Source organism: Paenibacillus nanchangensis, from assembly GCF_046543445.1.
In the GTDB taxonomy this organism is placed as follows: Bacteria; Bacillota; Bacilli; order Paenibacillales; family Paenibacillaceae; genus Paenibacillus_AQ; species Paenibacillus_AQ nanchangensis.
This window is the reverse complement of sequence record NZ_JBHOFD010000022.1, coordinates 17,714-31,611: the sequence shown is the minus strand read 5'-3', so window position 1 is coordinate 31,611 and position 13,898 is coordinate 17,714. Positions and strand designations below refer to the sequence as shown.

14 protein-coding genes are annotated in these 13,898 nt (G+C 54.2%); 12 read left to right on the top strand and 2 right to left on the bottom strand.

The features are described 5' to 3' along the window. Positions 1-197: 197 nt before the first annotated feature. From ACE6ED_RS17925 to ACE6ED_RS17885, 9 genes are all read left to right on the top strand, one after another. Entirely contained in the window at positions 198-902 is a 705-nt protein-coding gene (locus tag ACE6ED_RS17925; protein WP_410828585.1) for a metallophosphoesterase family protein, read from the top strand. A gap of 142 nt (positions 903-1,044) precedes the next feature. Beyond that, positions 1,045-1,617 carry a histidine phosphatase family protein gene (locus ACE6ED_RS17920; RefSeq protein ID WP_410828584.1) on the top strand — a complete coding sequence of 191 codons (573 nt, stop codon included), beginning with the start codon at positions 1,045-1,047 and terminating at the stop codon, positions 1,615-1,617. A gap of 6 nt (positions 1,618-1,623) precedes the next feature. Next, the gene (locus ACE6ED_RS17915) at positions 1,624-2,160 is read left to right on the top strand and encodes a DNA topology modulation protein (RefSeq protein ID WP_410828583.1); all 537 of its coding nucleotides are present in this window, start codon (positions 1,624-1,626) and stop codon (positions 2,158-2,160) included. A 37-nt stretch (positions 2,161-2,197) separates the two neighbouring features. After that, positions 2,198-2,809 carry a hypothetical protein gene (locus ACE6ED_RS17910; protein WP_410828582.1) on the top strand — a complete coding sequence of 204 codons (612 nt, stop codon included), beginning with the start codon at positions 2,198-2,200 and terminating at the stop codon, positions 2,807-2,809. A gap of 222 nt (positions 2,810-3,031) precedes the next feature. Beyond that, a complete protein-coding gene (locus tag ACE6ED_RS17905; protein ID WP_410828581.1) occupies positions 3,032-3,481 on the top strand; it encodes a hypothetical protein in 450 nt (149 codons plus the stop codon). 73 nt (positions 3,482-3,554) lie between these two features. Next, positions 3,555-3,995 (top strand): GNAT family N-acetyltransferase, encoded by a 441-nt coding sequence (locus tag ACE6ED_RS17900; protein WP_410828580.1) that lies wholly within the window; start codon positions 3,555-3,557, stop codon positions 3,993-3,995. 29 nt (positions 3,996-4,024) lie between these two features. Beyond that, the gene (locus tag ACE6ED_RS17895; protein WP_410828579.1) at positions 4,025-4,483 is read left to right on the top strand and encodes a DIP1984 family protein; all 459 of its coding nucleotides are present in this window, start codon (positions 4,025-4,027) and stop codon (positions 4,481-4,483) included. A 349-nt stretch (positions 4,484-4,832) separates the two neighbouring features. After that, a complete protein-coding gene (locus ACE6ED_RS17890) occupies positions 4,833-5,273 on the top strand; it encodes a VOC family protein (RefSeq protein ID WP_410828578.1) in 441 nt (146 codons plus the stop codon). Positions 5,274-5,308: 35 nt separating this feature from the next. After that, complete coding sequence (locus ACE6ED_RS17885) at positions 5,309-5,821, top strand: hypothetical protein (RefSeq protein ID WP_410828577.1); 513 nt, start codon at positions 5,309-5,311, stop codon at positions 5,819-5,821. A gap of 1,023 nt (positions 5,822-6,844) precedes the next feature. Here ACE6ED_RS17885 and ACE6ED_RS17880 read toward each other — a convergent pair. Together ACE6ED_RS17880 and ACE6ED_RS17875 are read right to left on the bottom strand one after the other, a co-directional pair. After that, a complete protein-coding gene (locus ACE6ED_RS17880) occupies positions 6,845-7,696 on the bottom strand; it encodes a carbohydrate ABC transporter permease (protein WP_410828665.1) in 852 nt (283 codons plus the stop codon). Between the two features lie 41 nt (positions 7,697-7,737). After that, positions 7,738-8,625 carry a carbohydrate ABC transporter permease gene (locus ACE6ED_RS17875; RefSeq protein WP_410828576.1) on the bottom strand — a complete coding sequence of 296 codons (888 nt, stop codon included), beginning with the start codon at positions 8,623-8,625 and terminating at the stop codon, positions 7,738-7,740. A gap of 215 nt (positions 8,626-8,840) precedes the next feature. Between ACE6ED_RS17875 and ACE6ED_RS17870 the strand changes: the two genes are divergently transcribed. The 3 genes from ACE6ED_RS17870 (at position 8,841) to ACE6ED_RS17860 (ending at position 13,876) form a co-directional block, all read left to right on the top strand. Beyond that, complete coding sequence (locus tag ACE6ED_RS17870; protein WP_410828575.1) at positions 8,841-10,682, top strand: cache domain-containing sensor histidine kinase; 1,842 nt, start codon at positions 8,841-8,843, stop codon at positions 10,680-10,682. Next, positions 10,675-12,321, top strand: coding sequence for a response regulator transcription factor (locus ACE6ED_RS17865; RefSeq protein WP_410828574.1), 1,647 nt, complete (start codon positions 10,675-10,677; stop codon positions 12,319-12,321). The genes ACE6ED_RS17870 and ACE6ED_RS17865 overlap by 8 nt, the downstream gene beginning before the upstream one ends. Before the next feature lie 241 nt (positions 12,322-12,562). Further along, positions 12,563-13,876: an extracellular solute-binding protein gene (locus tag ACE6ED_RS17860; RefSeq protein WP_410828573.1), complete on the top strand. Its 1,314-nt coding sequence runs from the start codon at positions 12,563-12,565 to the stop codon at positions 13,874-13,876. The last annotated feature ends 22 nt before the right edge of the window (positions 13,877-13,898 follow it).

The following is a 13,898-nucleotide window of genomic DNA, read 5'->3' as shown; positions in this document are numbered from 1 at the left end:
CCGCTGGTGCCTTGCGGCCGATATCTTGCCACCGATGTCTTACGGTGAACCCTCCGATGCCGCTTGTTCCGGAATAAGGAGGTAGGGGATGGCTGTTAGTCCCGTAGTGGAGGAGAGCAGGGATTGGCTATTTTGTCCCGTCACGAAGGGAAATAGGGGATGGCCTATTCAGTCCCGTGATAAAGGGAGGGAATGAGATGATCTATGTAACCGGCGATTTGCATGGAGAATTGGACATTGGCAAGCTGAATTCCAGGCGCTTTCCGCACAACCGGAGCTTGACCAAAGATGACCTGGTCATTGTCGCAGGTGATTTCGGGCTGGTCTGGGGAAACGGCAAGGACGAAACGTACTGGCGCAAATGGTTGTCCCGCAAAAACTTTACGACGTTGTTCATCGACGGGAACCATGAAAATTTTGACCTGCTGGATGCGTATCCGGTAGAGTACTGGAACGGCGGCAAAGTTCACCGGATTGCGGACGATATCCTCCATCTGATGAGGGGCCAGGTATTTACGATACAGGATCTTAAGCTGTTTACGTTCGGCGGCGCGGCTTCTCATGACAAAGCTTACCGGAAAGAGCATGTCAGCTGGTGGCCAAGGGAGATGCCGTCGGCGGAGGAATATGCGGAGGGGCTGGCAAACCTGGCCCGGCATAACGGGAAAGTGGATTACATCTTGACGCACACCTGCCCAACCTCCATCTTAGAGCGGTTGAATGACCAGGAACCGACAGGGATAGAGAAAGACGAACTGACGGAATACCTGGAATCGGTCAAACGGAGTACCGCATACAAAGCGTGGGGATTCGGGCATTTTCACCGGGACCTGCCGCTGCCGGGCGGATTCCGGCTTCTCTATCACGATGTGAAGCGGCTGACGGAGCTTGGGGAGCGTTAAGATGAGATGCGGAAACGGGGAGGGAGAAACCGCAAAGAAATCCAGGTGGCTGCACGAATCTCGGAGTTAACAGGCTGTTTTTTTCGCGGACCCGGCCGCAGCGGACGAAAAAGGGTACATAAGGGAGAGAGAGGATGCTGCAATGATCACGGAAGTGTATTTTGTAAGACACGGGGAATCTTCCAAGCTGGAGGGAAATGAACGGACACGCGAACTGACCGCAAAAGGGCATACCGACGCGGAGCGAGTGGCCGAACTGCTGTCCGGGCTGCCGGTGGATGTATTGCTGTCCAGCCCTTACCGCCGTGCGGTACAGACGATGGAGCCGTTGGCCAGGCGCGCGGGCAAGGAAATTTTTTGCCATGAAGGGCTGCGAGAAACCGTATTTGCCGGGGAAGACCGGACGCTGAATGACACGGAGCTTCTGTCGGCTGTACGGCGGATGCTGTCGGACCGCGAATATTCCCTGCCAGGCGGTGAATCGGCTTCGGCCGCCCAGAAACGGGCGGTTGCGGCTCTGGAGCTGCTTTTCGTTGAATACCAAGGGCAGAACCTGGCGATTGGCACGCATGGATTGATTATGACGCTTATTTTTCAATACTATGACAGCCGTTATGATTGGGATTTTCTTATGAAAACTACGAAGCCTGACATCTACCGGATGACGTTAAGCGGCGGAAAACCGGTTGATCTCACAAGGCTCTGGGACAGGTGAGCGTAAATGAAAATCGTAGTGATCGGCTCGCCGGGGTCGGGCAAATCGACGTTTGCCGGGACAGCTGGAGGGCTGCTCCATCTGCCGGTGCACCATCTGGATGCGTTTTATTGGAAGCCGGGATGGGTGGAAACACCAAAGGAAGAGTGGCTGGAGTTCACGAAACAACTGGTTTCGGAGGACAGCTGGATTATAGACGGCCATTACGGAAGCACACTGGAGCTCCGGATGCAGGCTGCGGATGTTATTGTATATTTCGACTTATCCCCCTGGGTAACTACCTACCGGGTGATTAAACGGAGAATTCGTTACCATGGCAAAACCCGGCCCGATCTGAATGAAGGCTGCCCGGAGTCGATCGACTGGGCGTTTGTTAAATACGGTTGGAGGTTCAGACAAGACCGGCGGCCGGCGATTTTGGAGAAGATTGGGCGGCTACCATCTGATAAAACGGTAATTATTCTTCGCAGCCGGGCTGAAGTGCGCAGACTGCTGGAGAGGATCAGACAACGCGGAGCCGAAGGGTTGGCCGATTCGCCTTAATTATTAGTTTCGCATGAGATAAGCGTAGGAGGTTTTTATGGATAAACAATGGAGTGTTCTGGAAGATGCCGTATCCGACATCGGCTATTGGTCTTGGTGGGCGGAGCGCCTGCCTGACGCGTATCAGGTTGAATTTGGAGGAGCACAGCTCTGGTTTCCGCCCGAGGAAGGCCTGCCTCCTGCCGGACGGCTGGCGATACGGTTTGACGGACCGCGGGCAATCTGCCTGCTGCGCGATCCGTCTTCCGCTCTGCCGGAGAACTGGGCGGAGCTGCTGCACAAGGACCAGCTGGAGCCGTTTACGCTTGATTACGGCGAACTCCGGTTAAACAGCAGGGAGCATGTGCTGCAGCTGCTGGATGCCGGGTATCGACAGGAGTTTATCGTGGGCGACCGTTCCGCCGCTCTGCGGGAAGAAGAGGGGGATGTTTCTCTTTCTTTTTCGGCCGGGGAGGTGGGCCTGGTCATTGTGGCGAAGGAATTCCAACTGCTGAACCGGTTCGGAGCGATTGGAGCGGATGATATCCAGCGGGCGGTCTCTAAGTGGTGGGAGTATTGGAAGGATTATTGGGCGCGGAGAGGGACGGATGAAGCACTGCCGCTCGATTATGCCTGTGAGGTGACCATTCCGCTGAAAGCCCCCGAATAGCTTAGCGTCATAACGCGGCAATTTTGTTGCGGATACCCCTGAGCCGGAAATCTCGTAATTTCCAATTTCTTGGGGCTTCCTTTATACTGAAATCTAGTAAGTTTTTTAGCACAGGCGATACAGATAGGCAGGCTATACAAAGTCGTTACCGGCAATCAATAGCTGTAACGTCACAGGGCCCAGTCCCATCAGGACACACATATAAACAGGAGGGACATGACCGTGAATAGACCCAAGACCGTAATTGGGGTGCTTGTTGTTATTATTCTTATTATGGGAGGTTCTCTGGTCTATACGATCAGGGAGAAAAATATAGCCGAAGAGCAGGGAGATTTCCTTCAGCGGGTGGCGGATCAATCCTTTCAATATCAGCTGGGGCAGCTCGATTCCTGCTTTCAAAGCAGCGGCGAAGGTGGCGGCTTTACCTCTTGTGCGGCACCGGCGGCAGCCGTCTCCGGACTATCTGCGCTTACTTCATTTGAGAAAAGAAACGACGCCCTCGATCTTACGCTCGATAGCCTCCACCGCATCCTGCTGAACGAAGAGAAGCAGGAGAAACTGGCCGCACACGGAGAGTCCTTATCTGCTCTGGTGAACAAGCTGCAGCGCCAGCCATCGGATGCGGCAGTGACCGAACAACTGCAGGATGAAGTCTATCAGGTGCTGCGGTAGGGTTGCGCGGCGGCGGAGACAGATGTTGGGTTGTTGAAGAACGCATTGTCAATAACAGGGCAGGAGGACCAGCATGAATCCACAAAACAGACGATACAGCGTCCAACTTCGGCTGCCATCGATTGCGGAATACCAAACATTATGCCGGTCGGTTGGCTGGGAACCGTATATGAATTTTGAAGCGGCGGAAGCTTCACTTGAACATTCCTTGTTTGCTGCCGTTGTCACTTCCGCTTCGGGCGAGACGGTGGGTATGGGGAGGGTCGTCGGCGACGGCCATCTCTACTTCTACATTCAGGACATCGCCGTTCTGCCGGAGCATCAGGGGCAGGGTGCCGGACAACTGGTAATGGAAGCGATTGCCGGTTATTTGCGGGAGCACGCCCCCGATAAGGCGTTTGTCGGATTGTTTGCCTCCAAAGGGGCGGAAGCTTTTTATGAACGTTTTGGTTTGCAGCAGCATGAAGGAATGACCGGGATGTTTGGCGTGGTGCATGGTGGAGAAATCGGGTAACTCTAATAAGTTCAAGGAGGGGACAAACGATGAAACTGGCGGAAGCACTGGTGCTGCGGGCGGATACACAGAAACGGGTGGCGCAGATCGGCCAGCGGCTGGGTCGGGTGGTTAAGGTCCAGGAAGGGGAACAGCCGGCGGAAGACCCGATGGGCCTGATGGCGGAGCTGGAAACCGCGCTTGATGAGTTGGCTGGATGGGTTCGCCGGATTAACCGGACGAATGCCTCCACGCCTTTCGATTCGGAGTGGAGCTTGTCCGACGCGCTAGCCGAGCGGGACAAACTGATGCAGAAACGGAAAATGCTGACCGACCTGCTGGATCAGGCTGCAATCAAACAGGACCGTTATACCCGTTCGGAAGTGAGGTATACCCGGACGATTGAAGTGGCAGTCATTCAGCGGCAGATCGATGATCTGTCCAAGGCTTACCGCGAGCTGGATTTTAAAATTCAGGAGAAAAACTGGCTGACGGAACTCACTGAATAGCGGGGGACGGGGGAACCCGGTCCTTCGGCAAACGGACAACTGTATACGGCAAGCGGCGCAGGTAGTCCGGCCATAAAAGCGAGCATAAACCGTCCAACGGAAGTTGGACCTCTGAGAGGACGCGGGGCCAGATCCTCACCCATTAATATTGCAGCCCAGCAAGGTTACAAGAGTGCGTATGAGCACAGAAGTACCGGGCAGAGTTTACTGTTACTACCCTATGCTGATTTATGGTCCGGATGAGGGCGGGAATGGGGAAGCCGCTTAAAGAGTGTTAAGAAGTCGATGCCAACAAGGAAAAGAAATACCGGAACAACGGAACCTGAGTTTGGACTTGGAGGGAAAAAACGTGACAGAGCCTTATACGTTCACCCGCATAGGATATGTCTATGTCCCCACGTCGGACATTGACCGTTCCATTGATTGGTACACGCGGAACCTGAGCTTCAAGCTTATCAACAAGTTTGAGGATCGCGGTTCCATGATGGCCGTCCTGCACCAGCCGCATAAACACGCCATCGCTCTGCTGCTAATTGAAACGGCGGAGCCGGACAGACTGCAGATTAACCGTAATGGTTCGCCGTTTCCTGTTATGGCGGTTCAATGCCCCGATATCGAGTTGACTTACCGCACACTGACGAATAACGGCGTAGAAGCCGAGCCGATTCAAACGCTTGGCGCCGGGGAAGCGCGTTACTTTTATTTTCGCGATGATCAGGGCAATTTGCTTGAGGCCGCCTGGTCGATTTGGGACCCGGAGGATGAGTTCAAAGAAGAGGCCGCCGGTTAACGGCTGACTGAGGAAGCGGCTGGCGGGAGGGAAACATGAGGACTCGATCAAGCAAGAAAAAAAGATGGATTCTCCCCGCCGTTGCCACCGTGCTGCTGACGTCTTTAATCGTGAGTTACGCGTCTTATCTGCGAATTTACGTGGGCAGCGGCGGCGTTTCGGCGTTTGAGCGGGCCTTGACCGAAGCGGTCCGGAGTCAGGAGCCTTTTCACATACAAGAGGTGACGGACTTCACGTGGGACCGGATGATTATCGGTTACCCTTATATGTCCAAGGAAGAACTGGAGGCAGCGGCGGGCGTCCGCTGGACAAACCGGACTTATCCGGGTTATCTGCTGGAACGTTATGTGCTGAAGGATCTGATGGGTGACCTGATATTAAGCGACGAATCGGTGAACAAAGTTGTTTTTATCTCCGGCGGAAAAGTGGTGCTTGAAACGACGCTTTACCGGGATCAGGCTGACTTCACCGGCATAAAAGGAACGGTGACGCCGGAACGGGACGAGTTCAAGGCGGAGGGACCGGTATTGCATCTGCTGAGCGAATAGATGCCGGCTGCACGCAGACATGTCCTGGTTCCGGCTGGCGCGAATGGCGCGTAGGCCATTAAGCCACGGAACATACGCGGCCGCCTTTATTTTCGGAGTTCTGCGTTCTATGCAGACTGAACTGTTGAAATACAGGATGGCGGGGATGGCACGGAGGGAATTTGAGCTGCGGAACATACGCGGTCACCTTTATTTTCGGAGTTCTGCGTTCTATGCAGACTGAACTATTGAAATACAGGATGGCGGGGATGGCACGGAGGCAATTTGAGCTGCGGAACATACGCGGTCACCTTTATTTTCGGAGTTCTGCGTTCTATTCAGACTGAACTATTGAAATACAGGATGGCGGGGATGGCACGGAGGCAATTTGAGCTGCGGAACATACGCGGTCACCTTTATTTTCGGAGTTCTGCGTTCTATGCAGACTGAACTGTTGAAATACAGAGTGGCGGGGATGGCACGGAGGGAATTTGAGCTGCGGAACTTACGCGGTCACCTTTATTTCGGAGTTCTGCGTTCTATTCAGACTGAACTGTTGAAATACAGGATGGCGGGGATGGCACGGAGGGAATTTGAGCTGCGGAACATACGCGGTCACCTTTATTTTCGGAGTTCTGCGTTCTATTCAGACTGAACTGTTGAAATACAGGATGGCGGGGATGGCACGGAGGGAATTTGGAGATGGAGGAGCGAACGCGATTGCCTTTATTTTCGGAGTTCTCCCGCTAACTTAGGAATCCAATCAGGAACTCCGAAAATAACAGCGGGCCGAAATCCCAAATTCGCCGCAGTGACAGCCCCGCCCCACCCCACCTGTATATCATTTGTTCAGTCTATACTGGACAGAGCTGAACTCCGAAAATAAACAGCAACCGGAAGTCCCAAATTGGCCGCAGCACCAGCCTAGCCGCACCTGTATACCTTACGTTCAGTCTATACCCCAATACATAGCAGCAAACAAGCCTCCCAGCATTAACGCCGGGAGGCTTGTTCGTGTTCGCATTGTTGACTGGAGCCGCAGGATCAGCCTTTAACCGCGCCGGCGACTACGCCTTTGACGATGTATTTTTGCAGGAAGATAAAGACGATGATTGAAGGCAGAACGGCCATCACCATGGCGGTCATCGCATACTGCCAGTCCGAAGTATACTGGCCGACGAAGGTGTAAGCAGCAAGCGTCAGCGTCTTCGTATCCGGCGAGCCATTAACCATCAGCAGCGGGAGCAGGAAGTCGTTCCAGATCCACATTACGTCGATGATAATGATGGTTGTCGTCACGGATTTCAGCAGCGGGAAGATCACCGAGAAGAACAGCCGGAAACCGGAAGCGCCGTCGATGCGCGCACTTTCGTCGATTTCAAGCGGGATGCCCTTCACAAAACCATGGTAGATAAAGACGGCAAGCGGAGCGCCGAAGCCCCAGTACAGGATGCCCAGACCCCAGGTGCTGTCCGACAGGTTCAAGTCTTTGGCAACCTGCAGTACGGTCAGCATGATGGACTGGAACGGAATCAGCATCGGGACAATGCAGAGCATATAAATGACGCTGCTCCACCGGCTTTTGGTCCGCGACAGCTTGTAAGCCGCGATGGACGAAAACAGGACAATGCCGGCAAGGCCCAATACGGTAATGATCGTGTTGTTCAGGAACAGCTTCGGATAGTTGATAAACGACCACACGTAAGAGTAGTTGCTGAATTCCAGCTTGGTCGGCAGCGAAATTACGTTTGTCATAACTTCCTGGAAGCTTTTAAAAGAGTTGATCACGGCCAGCACCAGCGGGTACAGGAACAGGATCGACAGCAGGACCATAACGATTTCAAGAACAAGGCGTCCGGGCTTCAGCCTGCGGCTGCGGGTCCCGGCTGCAGGCATGGCCGCTGCGGGGCGGATGGATGAACGATTTTGTGCTGCCATTAAGCTTCAACCTCCCTGCGTTTGAAAATCGTAAGCTGAACGATGGTAATCAACAGTACCGCCACAAACAGGATCAGCGCTTTGGCTGTACCGTAGCCGTACAGGTTGTTTTGGAATGTGTCGCGGTAGATGTCGTAAGCGACGCTGTAAGTGGTGCCGCCAGGACCGCCGGCCGTCAGCGACAGAATGACGTCAAATACTTTAATCGAGTTCGTCAGCGCCATAAACACCGAAATGGTGATGGAAGGCGCGAGCAGCGGCAGCGTCACGCTGAAGAATTTGCGGATCGGACCGGCGCCGTCCACGGTTGCGGCTTCTTTTAAATCGTCCGGAATGGACTGCAGGCCCGCAATGTACAGCACCATGTAAAAGCCGACGGACTGCCAGATTGATACGCCCAGGATCGAGATAAACGCGAGTCCCGGCTCTCCGAGCCAGCTGAGCTGGAAGATGCCCCAGCCGGTGCTGGCGCCCAGCGATTCAAAGCCCTGCATGAAAATGAACTTCCAGATGAAACCTACGATAACAAGGCTGAGGATGTAAGGAATAAAAAACGCGGCGCGAAGCCAGTTCGTTGACTTCAGCTTCATATCGAGCACAAGCGCCAGCAGAATCGCCAGCACGTTCACAATGACAATGTACAGCACCATATATTTGACTGTGAACCATGCGGCATTGGTAAAGTTGGCGTCTCCAGTGAAAATTTGTTTAAAGTTGTCCAGTCCGATAAATGTCGGATTTTTCGAAATCCCGTTCCACTTTGTCAGCGAGTAACGAATCGTCATCGCAAACGGAATGTAAAATGCGACGGCGATACAGAGCAGTACCGGCAGGGTAAACATCCCGAACTGCAGCCGATCATTCCATTTTCTCCCTAGTTTTTGCATGGCGCACCTCTTTTTCTATATGGTTAAAACAACTGTGGTGAGAGGAAATGCCAAGTGCGATTCCTCTTTGTATCCTGTATTATAGAGCAGTGGATTTGCCCCCAAAATGGATTTAAGAGTACAGTTAGGGGTAAAAAGGTGAACTGTGCAAGCGCATACGCATTCGCCTGGGTACAAAAAGAAAGCTGCGATTTGCACACCAAGGGGGGACGAGGATGGCTGCAAAATGGAAGGAACAAGCCGCCCGCTGGGCGGACCGGCTGCCGCTCTACCGGGTGCGCAGCAGGCTGGTTAACAAGCTGGTGCTGCTGTTCACCTCGATCATTGTGCTGGTCGTCACGTCGCTGACGTTCATCTCCTACCAAATGATCCAGCGGGAATCCGTAGACAGCCGGATCGCCAGCACGACCAACAATCTGCTGCTGGTCAATCAGAATCTGGAGGATTATCTGGCAGGACTCGAACAGTCTTCGCTGCCTCAGCTGAGGTACGACGAAATTACCAGGGCGATCGAAACGGAATCCGAAAGCTATTCCTCGCGGATGTATCTGGAGAATTATTTGCGGAATTTGTATTATTCACGCAAGGATTTAAATGCCATTTATCTCTACATCGTCAAGGAGGGTAAATATTACGCAGTCACCAGCGAGAACTATAACGTGACGGTCCGTTCGGCTTATATGCCGGATCTGCCCGATCAGGCGTGGTACCGTAAGGCGATGGAGAGTCCGAGAAACCATGCGTTTCAGTCGTTTGCCCTGCCTGGGGAAGAGACCGGTTATGCCGTCGACACCTCTGCTTCTTTTATGGCTTATCACCGGGTACTGCGGACGATCGCCAGCCGCGAACCGCAGGCGGTGCTGTCTTTTTATGTGAATCCGTCAGAACGCAACGAAATCATGGGCGATATTCCGTTTGGGAATGGGGAGCATTTGCTGTTTCTGAATCCGGACAATATTCCTTTTTACACGGACGATCCGGAATATTTCCAAGGGATCCAAGCGAAAGGGCGGCTTGACGAGCTGTCTGCCGAGGGCGGAGGAAAGCTCACCTGGCAGGAGCAGGACAGCCGGTATATGGTTGTCTACAATATCGGCGAACAGTCCGGCTGGAAGCTGGTCAAGCCGATCCGTTACAGCGAAATTTACGCTGCGGCCCGGACGACGCGGAACCTGAGTTATCTGATCGGCGCCGGGTTCCTGGCGGCTTCAGTCATTCTCATTGTACTGACCGCGCGGGCGATCACCCGGCCGCTGCAGCGGCTGGCCCACCAGATGAACCGGTTCAGCTCCGGCGCGTTTGAGGCGGCCGCCGAGGTGCGGGGACGCGACGAAATCGCCTACCTGTCCCGCCATTTTAACGAAATGGTGGAGCGGACGAATGAGCTGATCAATGAGCGGTACAAGATGAAGCTGGTGGAGCAAAACGCGATTTTGAAGGCGCTGGAGGCGGAGATCAATCCGCATTTTTTGTATAATGCGCTGCAGGCGATTTCGACCATGGCCCTCAAAAACGGCACCTACGACATCGCCGATATGATCGACAATCTGGCCATGACGCTGCGTTACTGCATCGGGGGTAAGGATGTGGTACAGGCTGGGGAAGAGCTGAAGCATATCGAGCGGTATTTGGCGTTGCAACAGGCCCGCTTCGGCAGCCGGCTGCAGGTTGAATATGAATGGGACGAGCCGCTCAGGGAGCTGATGATTCCGAAGCTGTCGATTCAGACGCTGGTGGAAAATGCGATCAAGCATGCGGTAGAGCGGATGTCCGTTCCCGTTACGGTGGTGATTGGCGCCGAGCTGAGCGGAGAAGAAGCCATCATTTTCGTCCGGGACAACGGGCCTGGCATTCCGCCGGAGCGGCTGAGACAGGTGCTGGCCCTGCTCGGGCAGGAGTGGGAGGATTGGAAGGAACACGAAAATATTGGACTAAAGAATCTGGACATCCGCTTGAACATTCTTTACGGCGACCAGGCCGGACTCGATATCCGGACGGGAGCGGGCGGAACGGAAATGCGGATGATTATCCCTAGAGGAGGCGGCAGCCATGTATAACGTGCTGATTATCGACGACGAAGAGCCGCTGCGCGAAGCGATTCGGATTCTGGGCGATTGGGCGTCGCTTGGTGTGGCGGAGGTATATGAAGCAACGAACGGGCGGGAGGGGCTGGAGCAGCTCGCCCGGCAGCGGATCGACCTGGCGATTGTGGACATGAAAATGCCGGAAATGAACGGCACGGAGCTGCTGCAGGAAATCGAGCGGGAATATCCCGAGCTGCTGACGATCGTTATCAGCGGTTACAATGATTTTGAATACACCCGCCAGGCGATCCGCTCCAAAGTGGTCGATTACCTGCTGAAGCCGGTGAACCGGAACGACCTGAACCAGGCGCTGCGCAAAGCTGTCGGCGTACTTGAGGCTAAAAAGCAAAGCGAAAACGAATTTATCCGCAAAAACATCACCTTGAACATGTCGCTGCCAAAGCTGAAGGAGAAGGTGTACGGTTCCATTATCGAACGCAGCTTTAAAAAACATCTGAACGAAGCGTTCCTGCCGCTGATCGGTGCCGACGACCCGGGCAACCGGTTTGGCGCCGTGGCCCTGCGGCTGCTTAATTTTGAAACGGTACGGGAACGGCGGTTTCACCAGGAGACGGAGCTGATGTATTTTTCCTTGGCCAATGTGCTGGGGGAAGCTTCGGAGGATGGATTCGCCTGCTTCGCTTTTGCCAGTCCAAAGGAAGAACGCGAAATGATCGCCGTGTATACGATCAAAGCAGGTTATGCCGTCGACGAGGCCTTCCGCAGCTCTCAGCGTCTCAAAAAAGCGCTCTATGCGCTGCACGATTTATTCGGCATTGTTGCGGTTATGGGAATGGGGCCGCTCCAAGGGGAAGTGCTGGAGCTGGCTGCATCCTACGATCAGGCCAGAAACGTGCTGGCCGGCGTAGATCTGCTGAAGCTGCGCGGTCCGCTGCTGGCGGAAAAAGCGGGAGCGCTCGACTCCGCCGTCCGCGATCCCGGTCCGCTGCGCGGCCGGATCGGGCTGCTCCGGAGCGCGCTGGAGACCGGCAGCCTGGGCCAGGCGCGGGCCGCCGTGGAGGAGGCCGCCCGGCGCTGGCGGACGGCCCCGGCTTTTGGGCTCGGCGACGCCGACTGGGCAGTCCGCGAGCTGGCCGGCCTGCTGAACGATACGGCGCTGGAGCTTGGCGCGGACGGCCAAAGTCTGCCGCGCGGCGGAAGGGAGGCGCTGAAGGCCCTGGGCACAGCCGCCGATTATATGGATTTTGACGGATTCGAGGCGGTGCTGAACGCGCTGATCACAAATTACAGCGAACGTGTGCGGCAGTCGGCATCGGCGAATCGCCCGTTTCAGATCGGGGATATTAAGGACTATATCGACCACCACTATTTTGAAGACATCAAAATTTCCATGTTCACCGAAAAATATTACTTAAGCCGGGAATACTTGATGAAGCTGTTCAAGCAGCAGTTCGGGTATGGTATCCATGAATACGTGCAGAAGCTGCGGATGGAGAAGGCCCAGGAGCTGCTTGGCGATCCCGCGCTGAAGATCCAGGATATTTCCGATATGCTTGGTTATAAGGACAAAAACTATTTCAGCAAGGCGTTCCGCAATTACTACAGCGTTTCGCCGTCCGAATACCGGAGCGGGCTGGATGTCCAGACCTGAGCAATCCGCTTAAGGGCTTGGGCTTGCAGGGTTCGGTACTGAAATCCGGGGTTGAAGGGTTAGGACTTGAAGGATTCAGACTTGGTGGCTCGGTCCGGTTTAAGGGGAAAAAGACGGACAATGTGCGGCATGTCACTTTTTTACCCCCAACTAGTCACTTAATCACATTTTTATCCGCTTTCATTTTCACTATGATAGACAGCGTAGAGACTACACCACTCAAGAAAATGGGGGTATAACCATGATTAAGAAGTTAATGAGCACCACCGCTGCCCTGGTTCTTGCGGCCGGTCTGCTGACGGCCTGCGGAGGCAACAACGCGAACAACACCTCCGGCGCCGATGCGGCGGCAGGCAATGCGGCCGGCGGATCGGACAAAGAAGTTACCATCAACATGTTTACCGCCTCGCCCGAGTATACGGATGCTTTTAATGCCTATATTGAGGAGTACAAGAAAGTTAAACCAAACGTTAAAATCAACCTGGAGATTATGCAGGCCGACTACAATACGGTGCTGAAATCCAGAATCGCGGCAGGCAGTACTCCCGACGTATTCCAGACAACTGCTGGCGGGGACATCGATACTTACGCCGAATACAGCGCTGATCTGACAAACGAGCCGCTTGCGGCTGCAATGACCGACGCCGTGCGCGCCAACATGTCGTCCTCCGACGGCAAAGTGCTGGGCCTCCCGGTTAAAGGCAACCTGTTCGCTTTGATCTACAACAAGGATCTGTTTGCAAAAGCAGGCATCACCACTCCGCCGAAAACAACGGCTGAAATGAACGACGCCATCACCAAGCTTGAAGCGGCAGGCATCAAACCTTTTGCCAACGCTTATAAAGAGTGGTGGGTATGGAAACACGTCTTCCAGCACTACGTAGATGCGGCCGCCCAGGACGCAGGCATCAGCGCAAAAGAACTGGTTGACCAGTTTATCGACGGCAAAACAACATTCAAGGATCATCCGGTACTGGCCAACAACTTCTTCGAGTTTATCGACACCACGATTGCGCACGGTACGGACAAGCCGCTGGAGCGCGACAGCAATGCTGAAGTTGGCGACTTCGCCGCAGGCAAAGCAGCGATCATGACGGGTAAAGGCGCTTGGGACGAAGAAGCGATTCTGAAAATCAACCCGGACATGAAGATTGGACTCATGGGTTACCCGATCGGCGACAAAGCCGAGCAATCGGTAATCATCACTGGCGCCGACCAAGCGCTGCGGATTAACAAAGATTCCGCCGTTGCTAAAGAGACGATTGAATTCTTCAACTGGCTGTACACTTCCGAGTACGGCAAAAACTGGTTCTCGCAGGTAGCGAAGGTGATCCCGCCGATCAAAGACGCTCCGCTGCCGGATCTGCAAATGCCAAAAGAAATGGATGAGCTGCTGAAAGCCGGTCCGTCGGGCGATCTGTCCGTCAACTACTCGCTGGATACGTTCCATCAGAAGTTTGGTGAAATCATGCAGGCTTACATCGGCAAAAGCAAATCCAAAGACGAGGCTATCAAGGAAATCGAGCAGGCTTGGCAGCAGCTTGGCCGTTCGTAATCTCGAATTGAACTAGCCGCAC